Here is a 16,826-nt window from a genome sequence, read left to right as displayed (position 1 = left end):
CATGCCGGGCCGGACCTGAAGGTTTGACCCGGCCCAGCGGAAAAGCCATGATACGCCCATGATCCTCCTGATCGACAATTATGACAGCTTCACCTTCAACCTCGTCCACTATCTGGGGGATCTGGGGGAAGAATGTGCGGTCTATCGCAACGATGCGATCAGTGTTGCGGATGCGCTGGCGCTGAAGCCGGAGGCGATTGTCATCTCACCGGGGCCCTGTTCGCCTAACGAGGCCGGGATCTGCTGCGACCTGATTGCGGCTGCGGCGGGAAAGGTGCCGGTCTTTGGCGTCTGCCTCGGCCATCAGGCGATCGGTCAGGTCTTTGGTGGCAGGGTGGTGCGTTCGCCCGTGCCGATGCATGGCAAGGTCTCGCCGGTGTATCATGACGGGACCGATATCTTTGCGGGCCTGCCCGACCCGTTCAGCGCCACCCGTTACCACAGCCTGACGGTTGCGCCCGACAGCCTGCCGGACACGCTCGTGGCGACCGCGCATACGTCCGATGGTGTCATCATGGGACTGCGGCACGCCAGCCTGCCGATATTTGGCGTGCAGTTCCATCCCGAAAGCATCGCATCGGAATATGGCCACGAAATCATGGCCAATTTCCTGTCCATTGCACGCGGATCCAACACACCGCGCAAGGCCGCCTGAACGGCGATGGCCAGCAGCAGGGACAGCGCCTCGGTCGCCAGCACCACGTTCCGCGATATTCTGGGACGTGTTGCGGGCGGCGAAGTCGTGGCGCCTGAACAGGTCAAGGTCGCGCTGGACGCCATCAGGAGTGGCGGCGTGGACGAAATTCCTGCCATTGCCTTCCTGACCGGGCTTTACATGCATGGTCGCATACTGGCTGATCCGGTGGAACTGGAAGCCGAACTGCGTAACCGCGCCCCTGCGGGTGAGACGTCGGATGCCCAACCGGGCAACACTGTGCCCGCAACCCCTGCCATGACGCCGGAATTCCGCGAGATACTGGACTGGACTCTGGCTGGTCACGCGCTGAATGCGGACATGGCGCAGGTCGCTTTTGACCAGATCATGGATGGGCAGATCGGTGCCGGTGGGCTGGCCGCCTTCCTGACCGCGCTGCACATGCGCGGCGAAACCGTGACCGAGCTGGAAGCCGCCGTGCGCGCCATGCGTGCTCGCATGCTTGCGGTGCCCGGCATGCCGGAAAATGCGATTGACGTATGCGGCACCGGCGGCGACGGGCTGGGCACGCTGAATGTGTCCACCGCCGTGGCGTTCGTGCTGGCGGCGCTTGGGGTGCCGGTGGTCAAGCATGGCAACCGCGCGCTGTCCTCGCGCTCGGGGGCGACGGACGTGCTGCTGGAACTGGGCGTGCCGCTGCCGGTGGACCATGGACATATCGGTGGCATGGTGGCGGAGCATAAACTGGCTTTCCTTTCCGCCACAAATCACCATCCCGCCATGCGGCACGTGGGGGCGGTGCGCCGGGCGCTGGGTTTTCGCACCATTTTCAACCTGCTTGGCCCGCTGTGTAACCCCGCGGGTGTGACGCGGCAGATGGTGGGCGTGTTTTCCCCCGACTGGCTGGACCCCATGGTCCGGACATTGCAGGCGACCGGATCGGCACGTGTATGGGCCGTATGCGGAGATTGTGGCGAAGGGCGGTTCATTGATGAACTGACCCTTGCCGGTCCCAACCATGCCACTGTTCTTGAAGACGGGCAGGTCGGGTCCTTGATCGTTGAGGCAGGGAAGGCGGGACTTGAACCCAGGCCCATATCGGCCATTGCCGGTGGGTCGCCCGTGCATAACGCGCGCGCGCTGCATGATCTGGCGCATGGCGCGCGTGGCGCCTATCGCGACACCGTGCTGCTGAACGCGGCGGTTGCGTTGCATGTGGCGGACAGGAAGCACAATATTATCCGGGGCGGCGCGATCGACTATACCGCCCTGCGTGAGAACATCCGCCTTGCGGCGGGTGTACTTGTTGAAAATGGCAGGGTCGCGGCCGTGCTGGATGCTGTCCGGAGTTTCCGGACGGACATGTCAAACAGAGTAACAGGGTAGAAAATGAACGACACGCCAATGACCTCCCCCCAGACAGGTAGTGTCCAGCCCGCGGATGTGGACAGCATTCCCGATGTTCTGGAACGTATCTGTGCACGGACCCGGGTGGACGTGGCGCAGCGTGCCAAGGTCACCCCGCTGAAGGAAATCACGGCGCGCGCGCGCGAAGTGACCACGCCGCCGCGCGGCTTCGGGCAGGCGCTGAAGCAGAAGACCGCCGACCACCAGATCGGGCTGATCGCGGAAATCAAGAAGGCGTCGCCGTCCGCCGGTATCCTGCGCCCCGATTATGAGCCGACCGTGATCGCGCAGGAATATGAAAAGGCGGGTGCGGCCTGCATTTCGGTCCTGACGGAAGGATCGTGCTTCCACGGCAGTGCCGAGGACCTGACGCGCGTGCGTGAGGCGTGCAAGCTGCCGCTGTTGCGCAAGGATTTTATCATCGACCCGTGGCAGGTGCATGAAAGCCGCCTGATCGGGGCGGACTGCATCCTGCTTATCATGGCCATCCTGACTGATGCGGAAGCGGCCGAACTGCTGGATATCGCGCGCGGGCTGGACATGGACGTGCTGGTGGAAGTGCATGACGAGGGCGAACTGAACCGCGCCCTTGCGCTTGATACCTCGCTGATCGGCATCAATAATCGCAATCTCAAAACGCTACAGACCGATATCGAGACCACATGTCGCCTGGCGCCGCTGGTGCCGCCCGACCGGATCATCGTGTCCGAAAGCGGCATCCGCACCCATGCAGACGGGGTGAAGCTGAACGCCATAGGTGCTTCGGGCTTCCTGGTGGGGGAAAGCCTGCTGCGGCATGAAGATGTGGGGCCCGCTGTCCATGAACTGCTGGGCACCGCGCCGGCGGATAACGCCACGCCATGACGGACGCACGCCTGTCACACCTTGATGCGGCGGGGCATGCGGTCATGGTTGATGTCTCGGCCAAGCCCGATACGCGACGCGAAGCCGTGGCGCACGGGCATATCAGGATGCGGCCCGCGACACTGGCCATGATCCTGTCGGGGGAAATGCCCAAGGGCGACGTGCTGGCCACCGCGCGCATTGCAGGCATCATGGCGGCAAAGAAAACGTCGGACCTGATCCCGCTATGCCATCCGCTGGCCATATCGTCGGTGAAGGTGGACCTGACGCCTGATGCGGCGGGCGAGGGGATCGAGATCACCGCCCGGGTGCGCACCACCGGGCCGACAGGGGTGGAGATGGAGGCCCTGACCGCCGCCTCCGTCGCGGCGCTGACGCTGTATGACATGTGCAAGGCCGTGGAGCGGGACATGGAAATCGGTCAGATACACGTGATCCATAAATCCGGTGGGGCGTCGGGCACTTATAATCGTGCCGCCACACCGTGACGGCATTGCCGGCCACGGCACCGGCCCCGATTGCCATATCCGCGCAGGCATGGCGCAGGAAACATGAACCTGAGGACGTTTGATGAGTAACGAGACAGATCCCGGCCTGTCCGGTGGCCATAACAGCCGGACCATGACCGAGTCCGACCTGAAGGAAGCCTATTACCAGATGGTGCTGATCCGCCGGTTCGAGGAACGCGCGGGCCAGTTGTATGGCATGGGGCTGATCGGCGGTTTCTGCCATCTGTATATCGGGCAGGAAGCCGTCGTGGTCGGGATCCAGATGGAGCTGAAGCAGGGGGACAAGATCATCACCTCCTACCGTGACCACGGGCAGATGCTGGCGGCTGGCATGGACCCGCGCGGGGTGATGGCGGAACTGACCGGGCGTGAGGGCGGCTATTCCCACGGCAAGGGCGGGTCCATGCACATGTTCTCCAGCGAAAAGCATTTCTATGGCGGGCACGGCATTGTCGGCGCGCAGGTCTCGCTGGGTATCGGGCTGGCGTTCGCCAACAAGTACCGGGGCACGGACGAAGTCTCGGTCACGTATTATGGCGAAGGCGCATCCAACCAGGGGCAGGTTTACGAAAGCTTCAACCTCGCCGCCCTGCACAGGCTGCCCTGCCTGTTCGTGCTGGAAAACAACCGCTACGGCATGGGCACCAGTGTCGAACGCGCCTCCGCATCCAAGGCATTGTGGCGCAATGGGGAACCGTGGGGCATCCCGGGCATGTATGTCGATGGCATGGATGTCGAGGCCGTGCGGGCCGCGGCAGCCGAAGCCGTGGCTCATTGCCGCGCGGGCAAGGGGCCGGTGCTGATGGAGGTCGATACCTACCGCTACCGTGGCCATTCAATGTCCGACCCTGCGAAATACCGCCAGCGTTCGGAAGTCGAGGAAATTCGCAAGAACCATGATCCCATCGACCGCGTGCGCCGCGAACTGCTGGAACGTGGCGTTGCCGAAAGCGACCTGAAGGCGCTGGACGACAAGGTCAGGACGGTCGTGCTTGACGCGGCGGAGTTTGCCCAGACCAGTCCCGAGCCTGATCCCTCGGAACTGTGGACGGACATACTGGTGGAAAGCTGAATTAGAGATGGCAACAGAAATACTCATGCCCGCCCTGTCCCCCACAATGAAGGAGGGCAAGGTCGCACGCTGGCTGCGCAGGCCGGGCGAGGCCATTGCGGCAGGCGATGTGATCGCGGAAATCGAAACCGACAAGGCCACGATGGAAGTCGAGGCCGTGGATGAAGGTATCATGGGCCGTATCCTGATCCCCGAAGGGACGGAAAACGTGGCGGTCAACACGCCCATCGCCATCCTGCTGGCCGAAGGCGAGGATGCGGACGCGCAGCCTGCCGCCGCAGCCGCCACCGATGCCGCTGCGGCAGAACCGGCCGCCCCGCCGTCCTGCGGTCCGGCATCCGCCGCCCCCAGCACGCCGAAAGCAGTGGCCGAGCCGGAAAAGGACTGGGGCGAGAGTGCCGAGATTACCGTGCGTGAAGCCCTGCGCGACGCCATGGCAGCCGAGCTTGCGCGGGATGAGGACGTGTTCCTGATCGGTGAGGAAGTGGCGCAGTATCAGGGCGCGTACAAGGTCTCGCAGGGGTTGCTGGACCAGTTTGGTGAAAAGCGGGTGATCGACACCCCCATTACCGAACAGGGCTTTACCGGCATGGCCATCGGGGCCGCCCTGACGGGGCTGAAGCCGATTGTCGAGTTCATGACCATGAACTTCGCCATGCAGGCCATTGACCAGATCATCAATTCCGCTGCCAAGACGCGTTACATGTCGGGCGGGCAGATGTCGTGCCCCATCGTGTTCCGTGGCCCCAATGGGGCCGCCGCCCGCGTGGGCGCGCAGCATTCGCAGTGCTATGCCAGCTGGTATGGTCATGTGCCAGGGCTGAAGGTTGTGGCCCCGTGGTCGGCGGCGGATGCCAAGGGCCTGCTACGTGCCGCCATCCGCGATCCCAACCCGGTCATCTTCCTTGAAAACGAAATCCTGTACGGACAGCGTTTTCCCTGCCCGGTGGATGAGGACTTCATCCTGCCGATCGGTAAGGCGAAGATCGAACGCGCGGGCACGGACGTCACCATCGTCGCCTTTTCCATCATGGTTGGCACGGCGCTGGAAGCGGCGGCGAAGCTGGCGGAGCAGGGGATCGAGGCCGAGGTCATCAACCTGCGCACCATCCGCCCGCTGGATACCCGGACCATCGTGGACAGCGTGAAAAAGACCAGCCGCCTTGTCACGGTGGAAGAGGGCTGGCCGTTCGCGGGCATTGGCGCTGAAATCGCCATGCAGGTGATCGAACACGCATTCGACTACCTTGACGCCCCGCCTGTGCGCGTAGCCGGGGCCGATGTGCCCATGCCGTTCGCCGCCAACCTTGAAAAACTTGCGCTGCCCGACCCGGACTGGATCATCAATGCCGTCCGGCAGGTTGTGTGAAGGGGGAACCGCACGATGTCCATCAACATCCTGATGCCCGCCCTGTCGCCGACCATGACGGAAGGCAAGCTGGCCCGCTGGGTCAAGGCGGAAGGCGAGGCGATTGCCGCAGGCGACGTGATCGCGGAAATCGAAACCGACAAGGCCACGATGGAAGTCGAGGCCGTGGATGAAGGCGTGCTGGGCCGTATCCTGATCCCGGAAGGGACAGAAGGCATCGCCGTCAATACCCCCATCGGCATACTGGTGGCCGAAGGGGAAAGCGTGCCGGATGCCCCCGTCCCCGCAACCCCGGCGGCGGCACCGGCTTCCGTCGCGCCCGCCACTGCCAGCGCCAGCGCAGCCCCTGCGCCGCAGGCCGCTCCTGCTGCGGCCCCGACGGCCAAGGGCAGGCGTGTCTTTGCCTCGCCGCTGGCACGCCGGATCGCGGCAGGCAAGGGCATCGACCTGTCCACGCTGAAGGGCAGCGGCCCCAACGGGCGGATCGTGCGTCGGGACGTGGAACAGGCAGCCAGCGCAGCCCCTCCCACGCCGAAACCCGCCGCCGCTGCGCCTGTGGCAGCCCCCGTGACCGCCGGTGCGGGGTATGAACGCGTGCCGCATTCCACCATGCGCAAGGTGATCGCGCGCAGGCTGACGGAAGCCAAGACCACCGTCCCGCATTTCTATGTGGAAATGGACGTGCAGCTTGACGCGCTTCTGGCGCTGCGCAAGCAGTTGAACGCCGCGTCCCCCGCCGAGGGACCGGATGCGTACAAGATTTCGGTCAATGACATGCTGGTGAAGGCAGCCGCCCTTACGCTGCGCCGCGTGCCGAAGGTCAACGTGGCGTACAGCGATGACGCGACGCTGGTGTATGACGACGTGGATATTTCTGTTGCCGTCTCCATCCCTGACGGGCTGATCACGCCCATCGTCCGCCGTGCCGATACCAAGGGCCTGCGTCAGATCAGTAACGAAGTCCGCGACCTTGCCACCCGTGCGCGGGCGGGCAGGCTGAAGCCGGAGGAATTTCAGGGCGGCACGTTCTCCATTTCCAATATGGGAATGTATGGGGTGAAGGCGTTTTCCGCCATCCTCAACCCGCCACAGGCCGGGATCCTCGCCATCGCGGCGGGGGAACGCAGGCCGGTGGTGAAGGGGGATGAAATCACCATCGCTACCGTCATGACCGTCACCCTGTCGGTCGATCATCGCGTGGTGGACGGGGCGCTGGCGGCGGAATGGGTATCGGCTTTCCGCAACGTGGTTGAAAATCCCATGAGCCTTGTGGTCTGAGGAAACGGTCTGATGAACACCACGCAATTTGATGTCATTGTCATTGGTGGCGGACCGGGCGGTTATGTCGCGGCCATCCGCGCGGGCCAGCTTGGGCTGAAGGTCGCGGTGGTCGAGGCAGCCCAGCTTGGGGGCATCTGTCTCAACTGGGGCTGTATCCCGACCAAGGCGCTGCTGCGCGCATCCGAAATCAACCACCTGCTGCACAATCTGGGTGAATTCGGGTTTGCTGCCGACAACGTGCGTTTTGACTTCGCCAGGGTGGTCAAGCGGTCGCGCAATGTCTCGGCCCAGCTTTCGGCGGGTGTTGCCCATCTTCTGAAAAAGCACAAGGTCACCGTCATCAACGGGTTCGGCAAACTGGCGGGCATGGCAGGCGGGCAGCGCAAGGTGTCGGTCAGTGTGGACGGGAAGGAAACCGTTACCCTGACCGCGCCCAACGTGATCGTGGCCACGGGGGCACGTGCCCGCGTGCTGCCGGGTCTGGAACCGGATGGCAAGCTGGTCTGGTCCTATCGTGAAGCCATGGTGCCAAAAGAACTGCCGCGCAGCCTGCTGGTGATCGGGTCGGGCGCAATCGGGATCGAATTTGCCTCGTTCTACCGCAACATGGGTGCCGAGGTGACGATTGTGGAAGTCGCCGACCGCATCCTGCCGGTGGAAGATGCGGAAATCAGCGCCTTTGCCTGCAAGGCGCTGGAAAAGCAGGGAATGAAAATCCTGACCGGGGCAAAGCTGGGCGCGATCAGAAAGGGCGACAACTCCGTCACCATTGACGTGACCATGGGGGGCAAGACCCGGCAGGTTATGGTGGAGCGCGTGATCTCGGCGGTTGGTATTGTTGGCAATGTCGAGAATATCGGCCTTGAGGGCACTGCGATCGAAGTGGACCGCACCCATATCAGGGTTGATCCCTACTGCCGCACGGGGGAGAAGGGGGTATACGCCATTGGCGACATCGCCGGTGCGCCGTGGCTTGCGCACAAGGCCAGCCATGAAGGCGTGATGGTGGCCGAACAGATCGCGGGCCGCACCGTCCACCCGATCAACCCGCTGAACATTCCCGGCTGCACCTACTGTCGCCCGCAGGTTGCATCCGTCGGCATGACGGAAGAAAAGGCGAAGGCGGCGGGCCATAAGCTGCGTGTCGGGCGTTTCCCTTTCATCGGCAATGGAAAGGCGATCGCGATGGGTGAGCCGGAGGGCATGGTCAAGACCATATTTGACGACGCAACGGGCGAATTGCTGGGCGCGCATATGATCGGCCCCGAAGTGACCGAAATGATCCAGGGTTACGTCATTGCCCGCACCGGGGAACTGACGGACGCGGAACTGAAGGAAACCATCTTCCCGCATCCCACCATATCGGAAACCATGCACGAAGCGGTGCTGGCGGCCTATGACGGAGCGCTGCATATCTGATTGATAAAAAGGGAAAAATTTGGGCACGCCGCCTTTTTTCAAATAAGGCGGCGTTCTTTGAAGCGTTTTGAAAAAAGCTTTACCAGAAACTTCCGGTCGTCTGGCAGGCAGGGGATGACCGCCCTGATCGTGCGGTTGTGATCCCCTGCCGGGACGAAGGCGGCAAGAATGCTTGACGTGGTGGGGCAGGCGTTACACTTCTGGATATCTGCCTGTTTACGGGAATTTTTGCGTTATGTCCGTGCGTTTGATGATCGATCACCGGAAGAAAGGGGAGGCCGCGCCTCGGCACCCTGAAAAGGCACACCGGCCCGACAACCCCATCGCGCGCAAGCCCGAATGGATCCGCGTGCGCGCGCCCAACCACCCGACCTATCACGAGACGCGCAAGCTCATGCGTGACAACAGGCTGGTGACCGTGTGCGAGGAAGCAGCCTGCCCCAATATTGGTGAATGCTGGTCCCAGCGCCACGCCACCATGATGATCATGGGCGAAATCTGTACCCGTGCCTGCGCGTTCTGCAATGTCACTACGGGCCTGCCGCATGCGCTGGATGCGGATGAACCGCAGCGCGTGGCCGACGCGGTGGCGAAGCTGGGCCTGCGGCATGTTGTCATAACATCGGTGGACCGTGATGACCTGCCCGATGGTGGCGCGCATCACTTCGCGCGCGTGATTGCGGCCATACGCGCCGCAGCCCCCGATACCACCATCGAGATCCTGACGCCCGACTTCCTGCGCAAGCCCGGCAGTCTGGAGATCGTGGTGGCCGCGCGGCCTGATGTATTCAACCACAACCTGGAAACCGTGCCCCGGCTGTATCCCGCCATCCGGCCCGGCGCACGGTATTACCAGTCGATGCGCCTGCTGGATGACGTGAAACGGATGGACCCGTCCATCTTCACAAAATCGGGACTGATGCTGGGGCTGGGGGAAGAACGGCCCGAAATACTTCAGGTCATGGATGACCTGCGGATTGCGGACGTTGATTTCATCACAATGGGGCAATATCTCCAACCAACAGTGAAGCATGCTGCGGTGGCCCGGTTTGTAACGCCCGAGGAATTCGCCGACTATGCGGGCATGGCCCGTGTGAAGGGATTCCTGCAGGTCAGTTCCTCGCCGCTGACACGGTCGTCGTACCATGCGGATTCTGATTTTGCGGAATTGCGCGCCGCACGTGAACAACGCCTGCGGACAGAACGTGGCGCAACGGAGATGAAGTAATGCCCACCCATGCCGAACGTCGGCTTATTGCCTATTCCCCCAGCCAGCTTTTTGACCTGGTGGCCGACGTCGGGAAATACCCCCAGTTCCTGCCGTGGTGCACCAGTGCGCGCGTGCGCACCCGCACGGCGGACGAACTGGTGGCTGATCTGACCATCGGTTTTGGCCCGTTCCGGGAAACGTTCACCAGCCGCGTTCTGCTGGAAGCGCCCAATACCATTCGGGTCAGTTATGAAAAGGGGCCATTCCGTTACCTGAACAATGTATGGACCTTCACGCCGGAGCCGCGTGGCTGCCTGGTCGATTTCTTCGTGGATTTCGAATTCCGCTCGCGCCTGTTGCAGGCGGCGATTGGCGTGGTATTCAACGAAGCGGTGCGGCTTATGGTCTCGGCCTTCATCCGCCGGGCCCGTGACATCTACGGACCACCGCCTGCGGTTCCCGTACCGCAACAACCCGTCGGCCCGGCCAAGGCCGGTAACGCCTGACGTCCCCTTACGTAAAACCGGACAGGGAAATACCCCATCATGAAAACCATTATCACCGCCATGGCAGGGGGCGTCCTGCTGTGTATGGCGCAGCCTGCATCTGCGGCCCCCGCGTCATCCCACCATGCAAACAGGGAATCCATTGCCGCCAGCGACGCGGAAACCGCCGACCTGAATAACCAGAGCCTGCAGAAGGCCCGGGCCTCACTCCAGCCTGCCGCCACGCCAACCGCAGCCAGCCCGGACCACCCGGTGCAGGCCGAGGGCACGGGCCAGACCGCGCCTGCCATCCGCGTGCCCGAAACGGGCAGCACGGTTGCCGGATACTAAGAAGCTGTCTGAAAACAACCATCTGATAAAAAATGAAAGTTTTTGAGTGCCGCCTTTTTTCAGAAAGGCGGCGTTCTTTGAAGCTTTTTTACAAAAAGCATTACCAAAAACTTTTATTACTTAATGAAATAACGGCTTATTCTGCCGACAGTCGTCCCGCATGGTCCAGCAGCAGGGCCAGCGCGGTGCGGACCGCCTGCGTGCGTACGTCCCACCGTTCGCCTGCGAAAAGATGGGACACCGTATCCACCGTGCCGCTGGTGGCCACGGCAAACCAGACCAGGCCGACCGGCTTGTCCGGTATGGCTCCGCCGGGACCGGCAATGCCGGTAATGGCGATCGACAGGTTGGCGTCAGGCGCATGTGCCAGCGCCCCCTGCGCCATGGCGGCAGCGACTTCGCGGCTGACAGCACCGTACTGCTCCAGCAGCTTCGCGGGCACGCCCAGCGCATGGGCCTTCATGCTGTTGGAATAGGTGACAAATCCGCCGCACACCACGTCCGATGATCCGGCAGATTCGGTCAGGGCAGCTGCCAGCAGGCCACCGGTGCAGCTTTCCGCCGTGACGACCCGGCATCCCGCCGAACGGAAGCGGGCCAGCGCGTCGGGCATATGGGCAAGGAATGTATCAGGTAACATCCGGTATGGTCTCCTTTGCCATCCTAACGCATCAGGCCAGGAAACGGATGCCTGTCAGGATGATGCCCGCCATGATGCCTGCCACGATGTCATCGCCCATGATGCCCATGGCGTCATGTCTGCGGTCGAACCAGCCCACCGGGCCGGGCTTGGTAATGTCAAACAGGCGGAACAGGGCAAACGCCAGCAGCAGCCACAGCACATCCGCCCAGCGCAGGGTGGACAGGCGCAGGGGGGCCAGCGGGAACATGGCCAGCCACATGCCAGCGACCTCATCAATCACGATCCAGCCGTGATCCTCCCCGTTGGAGGCAAGCTGTGTGGCGCGGTAGCCCACCGCCGTGCACACCAGCACCGCCAGCGCCATCCAGATCCAGTGGCCCAGCAGCGGCACCCCAACGATCAGGGCCGCCAGCGACCCCACGGTGCCCGGTGCGCGCGGGGCGAACCCCGTGCCGCCAAAACTTGCGATCAGGTGGGACAGGGGACGCGCCATCAGCCGTGGTCCAGAGCCGGATCGGTTGCCTGGTAAATCGCCATGTTCTCCTCCACCCGTTCAACGTAATTGCGCGTCTCCCCAAACGGGATGCTTTCGATCCAGTCCAGCATGGCGTCCGGCTGTGGTGTGTCACGCGCGGGGTTGCCCAATGTCGTAAGCCAGGTATCCGTGCGGTGCGGCCCCGCATTGTAGGCGGCGGCCACATACGGTACGGCGCCGCCCATGCGCTGTGCGATATCCGCCAGGAACGCTGCCCCCAGCCGCATGTTAAGCTGCGGGTCGGTCAGGCTGGCTGCGCTGACATTCACGTTCAGACCGGCCTTGCGCGCAATCTCGCGCGCGGTGGGGACCAGCAGCTGCATCAATCCCACCGCATGGGCGGGGCTGACCACGCCCGCGTCAAACCCGCTTTCCTGCCGCGCCACCGCCAGTTCCACATCGGCGGGCAGGGTGGATGTTGGCGGAGTATAGGCACGTGGCCAGCCTTCACGGACCAGCGTCAGCCCGTCCTTGCCCGCCAGGCGCGCCACCATCACGGCGGCGTCGGGAATGCCAAGGCGGGTGGCCATGCGCGCGGCCAGCACGTGCTTCGCGATACCGGTGTCCTGTGCATCAAGGGCAAGGATGAAGTCACGCGCATGGTGCCGGTCGCCCCACGCCACCAGTATTTCAGCGGCACGGGCAAGGTCGCTTGTGTCGAAATGTACGGAATCGGCCACACCGGGCGTGGGTTCGCGTTCACGCAGCAGGTAGCTGCGGATCTGGCGGCCTGCCTGATCGGGCACGATCAGCTGGTTCATGCTGTCGCCCGCCAGCCGTTCAATGGCCATCTGCCCATAAAACGTGTTGGCCAGCGCCGCCGCCTGCTGCCACTGGGTCCTGGCCGGTCCATGCCGCCCCTGCGCCCATAGTGCGCGCCCGGCCCAGTACAGTCCGCGACTGCGGGTAATGACGGGTACCGCCTGCGCCAGTGGCGTGAAATCAGCCAGTGCGTGGTCAGCATCATGCAGGTATTCCAGCCGGATCCATCCGGTCAGGAACAGGGCATCGTACCGCGTGGCCGACCCGGTATCGGTACGGTCATTGGCCATGAACAGCGCGTCATCCGTGCGGTGGGCCAGCAGCAGGTCACGCGCCATGGCGTCGCGTTCGCGCCAGAAAACCGCAGCGACCGCCGGGGTCTGCTGCTTTTCGGTTTCCACCCCGCGTTCGTGCCACAGGGACAGTGCCTCATCCAGGCGCTGCGCATGGTGCAGCCAGCGCAGGCGGTCCAGCACCAGCGCGCCATCGGCCTGCTGTTCGGGCGGCAGGGTGGCCAGCGTGCCTTCGGCATCGGGGTCATTGCGGCGGAAGGCCAGGCGCGCGCGCGCGACAGGCTGCTGGATGGTGTCAAGCATGGGAACCTGCCGTGTCGCCGCATCAATCCTGCCCGCGCGTTCCTGCCGGTCGAATCGCAGCCAGTGGTCCTGTGGCGTCAGCACGGGGCCGAAAGCGGACAGCATGGCCTGCGCTTCCGCTTGCGTATCGGCACGGTTGACCCATGCGACGCGCGCCCAGCTGTCCAGTGCGGCAGGCCGCGGCATCGCGTGTGCGCAGCGCACCAGCGCATGCACGTCCGTCAGCTGCTGGCGGTCGCATAATGTACCCGCGACCGCGTCATCGGGTTCGGCCGCCAGTTTCTGCTGGAAACGCGCAAGCAGTAGCGGGCGCTGCGGCCATGAAGGGTTTTCGGTCAGGAAGGTCGCGTATTCCCCCGCCGTGCCGTCCGCTGACAGCAGGCGCAGGTAAACCAGCACCTTGGCCGCGACAGGATCATCATCGGCATTGCCGGTCGCGGCCTGTCCCGGTGTGGGCCAGCCACCCTGTGGCGTGGCGGGGGCAGGGGCCGCATGCAGCGGGGGGACAGACAGCAGCGCCAGTCCCGCGGCAAGGCCCCATGTCGCAACGGGACCGGGGCGGGGACCAGCCCTGCGCGGCATTACGCGGCTCCTCCCACATGGGTCCAGACCTCGCCTCCGCCCTTGACGATCAGTTCGATCGCCACAGCCAGCACAACCAGCAGCCCGACCCACGAAATCCAGCGATAGCGTTCCAGCAGCCGTGCGATCAGCGACGCCGCCACCGCCATCAGCACCACCGATATCACCAGCCCCGCCACCAGCACGCCCATGTGCTCGCCCGCCGCACCCGCCACCGCCAGCACGTTATCAAGGCTCATGGACAGATCGGCCACGATGATGCGGATGATGGCGTTGCGCAGCGATGCGGGGGCGGGGGTGTCACCTTCCGCATGGGCGTCGCCGGCCATTTCACGGTACATGCGCCAGCACACCCATAAAAGCAGCAGCCCGCCCGCCAGCGTCAGCCCGATGATGGCCAGCAGCCTGACCGCCACAAGGGCAAGGCATATCCGGATTGCCGCCGCCCCCAGCACGCCGCACAGAATGGCGATTCGGCGTGAACTGTGCGGCAGGTTGCGCACCGCCATGCCCACCACGATGGCGTTATCCCCCGCCAGCGTCACGTCAATCAGGACAACCTGCGCCAGTGCGTAAAGGGATGAGGCGGAAAAAATGGCAGACATGGGCAAGGTCAGTTCCTGGGCAGATGGCCGCGACAGGCGGGCGCGCGGTTTTCACAATCGCTTTATGCCGTTCGCTGCCCGCATCATGCAAACATGTCCGTTCCGGCGCATGATATATGCCACGTTATGAATCGCGCGTGAATATAAGGGAGACGCAAGCGGCAGAATTGGTTAGGAAGGCCGCCTGATCCTGTATCGTCCGTTGCAGCAAAGGAAGCCCGAGAACATGGTACCGCGCTATACCCGTCCCGTCATGGCCGCCATCTGGTCGCCCGAGAACCGTTACCGCATCTGGTTCGAAATCGAGGCCCTGGCCTGTGAAGCCATGGCGGAATATGGCGTGATCCCGGCCGAGGCCGCAAAGACCATCCGCACGAAGGGCGACGCCGCCATGGCCGCCTTTTCACAGGCGGACCTTGACCGCATTGATGAAATCGAGGCCGAAACCCGCCACGACGTGATTGCGTTCCTGACGTGGCTTGCGGAAAAGGTCGGCCCCGACAGCCGCTTCGTGCATCTGGGTATGACATCGTCCGACGTGCTGGATACCTGCCTGTCGGTGCAGATGGTGCAGGCCACCGACCTGCTGCTGCAGGATCTCGATGCGGTGCTGGTGGCGCTGAAACGCCGGGCGTTTGAGCACAAATACACCCTGACCATCGGCCGCAGCCATGGCATCCATGCCGAGCCGACGTCATTCGGCCTGAAGATCGCGGGCCATTATGCCGAATTTGCCCGCAACCGCGAACGTCTGGTCCGCGCACGCGATGAAATCGCCGTCTGCGCCATTTCCGGCGCGGTGGGCACCTATGCCCATATCGACCCGCGTGTTGAGGAATACGTGGCGGACAAGCTGGGCCTGAAGCCCGAAGGCGTGTCCACGCAGGTTATCCCGCGCGACCGGCATGCAGCGTATTTCTGCGCGCTGGCCGTGATCGCCTGCGGCATCGAACGTCTGGCTACCGAAGTGCGCCACCTGCAGCGTTCGGAAGTGCGTGAGGCGGAAGAGTTCTTCCACAAGGGGCAGAAGGGTTCGTCCGCCATGCCGCACAAGCGCAATCCGGTGCTGTCGGAAAACCTGACGGGTCTGGCCCGCCTTGTGCGTTCGCACGTCATACCGGCGCTGGAAAACGTGGCGCTGTGGCATGAACGTGACATCAGCCATTCCTCGGTCGAGCGTAACATCTGTCCCGATGGCACGATCGGGCTGGACTTCGCGCTCATGCGGCTTGCGGGGATGATGGAAAAGCTGGTGGTCTATCCCGAACAGATGCAGGCCAATATCGACAGCCTGGGTGGCGTGGTGCATTCGGGGGAGGTGCTGCTGGCGCTGGCGCGCGCGGGCATCCTGCGCGAAGATGCGTACCGCATCGTCCAGCGCAACGCCATGGAGACATGGACGAAGCTGGGGCACAAGGACGCAAAGACTTTCCGCGAAAATCTGGACGCCGACCCCGAAGTCGCGGGCCGGGTGCCGTCCGAAGTGCTGGATGCAGCAATGGACAGCAATGCCCACCTGCGCCAGATCGACCATACCTACAGCCGCGTGTTTGGTGAGTCCGGCCCCGCGCGGACCTGACCACACCATGGCCTGACGCAAACAACAGCAGGATATCAAGGCGTGTGCACAGTCGTCATTTCCCACGACCCGGCCCTGGAATGGCCGCTGCTGATGGCGGCCAACCGTGATGAACGCCTTGACCGGCCATGGCTGCCACCGGGGCGGCACTGGCCGGAGCAGCCTGATGTCGTGGGCGGCCAGGACCAGATCGCGGGCGGGTCGTGGCTGACACTGAATGACGCGGGCGTGGTGGCAGGCATCATGAACCGCGTGGGCAGTCTTGGGCCGATGCCGGGCAAGAACTCTCGCGGGGCGCTGCCGCTGCTGGCCGGACGTTTCCCCACCGCGCGTGAAGCGGCAGGCCATATCGCCACGATCGATGCAGGCGAATGGCGGTCGTTCAACATGATCGTGGCGGACGGGAACGACGCCTTCTTCATCCGTGGCCCTGGCTACGGCCAGCCACAGGTCGAGCCACTGGCGCCTGGCGTGCACATGGTCGCCACCACCGACCCCGATGACATGGCCATGCCGCGCATCGCCCGCCACCTGCCGCGTTTCCGCGCAACCCCTCGCCCGGTGCCGCTGCAATGGACGGGATGGACCACGCTGCTGGCCGACCGTTCGCTGCCTGCGGGCAGTGAACTGAACATCCCGCCGCGTTCGGGCTTTGGTACGTGCAGTTCATCCGCCATCGGGGTGGCGCGCGACGGGCGGCATTCATGGTTTTTTGCCGCTGGCGCGCCAGACCGTGTGGGCTACCAGCCAATCAATCTGTCGGCCCCGGGCGCGCAGGCGGGGTAAATATGGTATCTTCCCGCCCGGATCGCTGCTATGGCATGCGGACCATTTGGGATCATGCCAGCAACAGATCCTGCAGATCAGGGGAGGGGCCGCTCCCGGCCCGTCCCCGCAGCGTT

At 63.8% G+C, this 16,826-nt stretch carries 17 protein-coding genes; 13 read left to right on the top strand and 4 right to left on the bottom strand.

The genetic code is table 11. From position 1 onward, the window contains the following. Positions 1-58 precede the first annotated feature (58 nt). The 11 genes from MSKU9_RS05475 (at position 59) to MSKU9_RS05425 (ending at position 10,622) form a co-directional block, all read left to right on the top strand. Positions 59-655, top strand: coding sequence for an anthranilate synthase component II (locus MSKU9_RS05475; protein ID WP_141260326.1), 597 nt, complete (start codon positions 59-61; stop codon positions 653-655). A gap of 6 nt (positions 656-661) precedes the next feature. Beyond that, complete coding sequence (gene trpD / locus MSKU9_RS05470; RefSeq protein WP_141260325.1) at positions 662-2,041, top strand: anthranilate phosphoribosyltransferase; 1,380 nt, start codon at positions 662-664, stop codon at positions 2,039-2,041. 3 nt (positions 2,042-2,044) lie between these two features. Further along, complete coding sequence (trpC, locus tag MSKU9_RS05465) at positions 2,045-2,926, top strand: indole-3-glycerol phosphate synthase TrpC (protein ID WP_193557642.1); 882 nt, start codon at positions 2,045-2,047, stop codon at positions 2,924-2,926. Beyond that, complete coding sequence (gene moaC / locus MSKU9_RS05460) at positions 2,923-3,414, top strand: cyclic pyranopterin monophosphate synthase MoaC (RefSeq protein WP_141260324.1); 492 nt, start codon at positions 2,923-2,925, stop codon at positions 3,412-3,414. Before trpC ends, moaC begins: the two co-directional genes overlap by 4 nt. A gap of 133 nt (positions 3,415-3,547) precedes the next feature. Next, a complete protein-coding gene (pdhA, locus tag MSKU9_RS05455; RefSeq protein WP_227000871.1) occupies positions 3,548-4,507 on the top strand; it encodes a pyruvate dehydrogenase (acetyl-transferring) E1 component subunit alpha in 960 nt (319 codons plus the stop codon). A gap of 7 nt (positions 4,508-4,514) precedes the next feature. Continuing rightward, the gene (locus MSKU9_RS05450; protein ID WP_141260322.1) at positions 4,515-5,876 is read left to right on the top strand and encodes a pyruvate dehydrogenase complex E1 component subunit beta; all 1,362 of its coding nucleotides are present in this window, start codon (positions 4,515-4,517) and stop codon (positions 5,874-5,876) included. Positions 5,877-5,891: 15 nt separating this feature from the next. Then, positions 5,892-7,154: a pyruvate dehydrogenase complex dihydrolipoamide acetyltransferase gene (locus tag MSKU9_RS05445; protein ID WP_141260321.1), complete on the top strand. Its 1,263-nt coding sequence runs from the start codon at positions 5,892-5,894 to the stop codon at positions 7,152-7,154. Between the two features lie 12 nt (positions 7,155-7,166). Next, complete coding sequence (lpdA, locus tag MSKU9_RS05440; protein ID WP_141260320.1) at positions 7,167-8,576, top strand: dihydrolipoyl dehydrogenase; 1,410 nt, start codon at positions 7,167-7,169, stop codon at positions 8,574-8,576. A 235-nt stretch (positions 8,577-8,811) separates the two neighbouring features. Beyond that, entirely contained in the window at positions 8,812-9,804 is a 993-nt protein-coding gene (gene lipA, locus MSKU9_RS05435; protein WP_141260319.1) for a lipoyl synthase, read from the top strand. Next, positions 9,804-10,292, top strand: a complete 489-nt coding sequence (locus tag MSKU9_RS05430) for a type II toxin-antitoxin system RatA family toxin (RefSeq protein WP_141260318.1) — start codon at positions 9,804-9,806, stop codon at positions 10,290-10,292. Before lipA ends, MSKU9_RS05430 begins: the two co-directional genes overlap by 1 nt. A 39-nt stretch (positions 10,293-10,331) precedes the next feature. Next, on the top strand, positions 10,332-10,622 hold the full coding sequence (locus MSKU9_RS05425) for a hypothetical protein (protein WP_193557641.1): 291 nt from the start codon (positions 10,332-10,334) through the stop codon (positions 10,620-10,622). Positions 10,623-10,758: 136 nt separating this feature from the next. On the opposite strand, the gene MSKU9_RS05420 is transcribed toward MSKU9_RS05425, so the two are convergent. The 4 genes from MSKU9_RS05420 to MSKU9_RS05405 are packed head-to-tail and all read right to left on the bottom strand — an operon-like array spanning position 10,759 to position 14,345. After that, the gene (locus MSKU9_RS05420) at positions 10,759-11,262 is read right to left on the bottom strand and encodes a CinA family protein (protein ID WP_141260317.1); all 504 of its coding nucleotides are present in this window, start codon (positions 11,260-11,262) and stop codon (positions 10,759-10,761) included. 31 nt (positions 11,263-11,293) lie between these two features. Then, positions 11,294-11,758 (bottom strand): phosphatidylglycerophosphatase A family protein, encoded by a 465-nt coding sequence (locus MSKU9_RS05415; protein WP_141260316.1) that lies wholly within the window; start codon positions 11,756-11,758, stop codon positions 11,294-11,296. Continuing rightward, on the bottom strand, positions 11,758-13,740 hold the full coding sequence (locus MSKU9_RS18835; RefSeq protein WP_141260315.1) for a lytic transglycosylase domain-containing protein: 1,983 nt from the start codon (positions 13,738-13,740) through the stop codon (positions 11,758-11,760). The genes MSKU9_RS05415 and MSKU9_RS18835 overlap by 1 nt, the downstream gene beginning before the upstream one ends. Further along, the gene (locus tag MSKU9_RS05405; RefSeq protein ID WP_141260314.1) at positions 13,740-14,345 is read right to left on the bottom strand and encodes a YjbE family putative metal transport protein; all 606 of its coding nucleotides are present in this window, start codon (positions 14,343-14,345) and stop codon (positions 13,740-13,742) included. Before MSKU9_RS05405 ends, MSKU9_RS18835 begins: the two co-directional genes overlap by 1 nt. 226 nt (positions 14,346-14,571) lie before the next feature. Here MSKU9_RS05405 and purB point away from each other — a divergent pair, with 226 nt between their 5' ends. Further along, positions 14,572-15,924 (top strand): adenylosuccinate lyase, encoded by a 1,353-nt coding sequence (purB, locus tag MSKU9_RS05400; RefSeq protein ID WP_141260313.1) that lies wholly within the window; start codon positions 14,572-14,574, stop codon positions 15,922-15,924. A gap of 42 nt (positions 15,925-15,966) precedes the next feature. Beyond that, on the top strand, positions 15,967-16,710 hold the full coding sequence (locus tag MSKU9_RS05395; protein ID WP_141260312.1) for an NRDE family protein: 744 nt from the start codon (positions 15,967-15,969) through the stop codon (positions 16,708-16,710). The last annotated feature ends 116 nt before the right edge of the window (positions 16,711-16,826 follow it).

The sequence above is a fragment of the Komagataeibacter diospyri genome (assembly GCF_006538165.1).
Lineage (GTDB): Bacteria > Pseudomonadota > Alphaproteobacteria > Acetobacterales > Acetobacteraceae > Komagataeibacter > Komagataeibacter diospyri.
Note: the sequence above shows the minus strand (reverse complement) of the source record. Positions and strands in the feature narration are given on the sequence as shown.

Bases quoted from the DNA above. Each gene is read 5' to 3' on its own strand.
- MSKU9_RS05475 (WP_141260326.1), top strand. From the start codon at position 59: ATGATCCTCCTGATCGACAATTATGACAGCTTCACCTTCAACCTCGTC.
- trpD (WP_141260325.1), top strand. From the start codon at position 662: ATGGCCAGCAGCAGGGACAGCGCCTCGGTCGCCAGCACCACGTTCCGC.
- trpC (WP_193557642.1), top strand. From the start codon at position 2,045: ATGAACGACACGCCAATGACCTCCCCCCAGACAGGTAGTGTCCAGCCC.
- moaC (WP_141260324.1), top strand. From the start codon at position 2,923: ATGACGGACGCACGCCTGTCACACCTTGATGCGGCGGGGCATGCGGTC.
- pdhA (WP_227000871.1), top strand. From the start codon at position 3,548: ATGACCGAGTCCGACCTGAAGGAAGCCTATTACCAGATGGTGCTGATC.
- MSKU9_RS05450 (WP_141260322.1), top strand. From the start codon at position 4,515: ATGGCAACAGAAATACTCATGCCCGCCCTGTCCCCCACAATGAAGGAG.
- MSKU9_RS05445 (WP_141260321.1), top strand. From the start codon at position 5,892: ATGTCCATCAACATCCTGATGCCCGCCCTGTCGCCGACCATGACGGAA.
- lpdA (WP_141260320.1), top strand. From the start codon at position 7,167: ATGAACACCACGCAATTTGATGTCATTGTCATTGGTGGCGGACCGGGC.
- lipA (WP_141260319.1), top strand. From the start codon at position 8,812: ATGTCCGTGCGTTTGATGATCGATCACCGGAAGAAAGGGGAGGCCGCG.
- MSKU9_RS05430 (WP_141260318.1), top strand. From the start codon at position 9,804: ATGCCCACCCATGCCGAACGTCGGCTTATTGCCTATTCCCCCAGCCAG.
- MSKU9_RS05425 (WP_193557641.1), top strand. From the start codon at position 10,332: ATGAAAACCATTATCACCGCCATGGCAGGGGGCGTCCTGCTGTGTATG.
- MSKU9_RS05420 (WP_141260317.1), bottom strand. From the start codon at position 11,262: ATGTTACCTGATACATTCCTTGCCCATATGCCCGACGCGCTGGCCCGC.
- MSKU9_RS05415 (WP_141260316.1), bottom strand. From the start codon at position 11,758: ATGGCGCGTCCCCTGTCCCACCTGATCGCAAGTTTTGGCGGCACGGGG.
- MSKU9_RS18835 (WP_141260315.1), bottom strand. From the start codon at position 13,740: ATGCCGCGCAGGGCTGGTCCCCGCCCCGGTCCCGTTGCGACATGGGGC.
- MSKU9_RS05405 (WP_141260314.1), bottom strand. From the start codon at position 14,345: ATGTCTGCCATTTTTTCCGCCTCATCCCTTTACGCACTGGCGCAGGTT.
- purB (WP_141260313.1), top strand. From the start codon at position 14,572: ATGGTACCGCGCTATACCCGTCCCGTCATGGCCGCCATCTGGTCGCCC.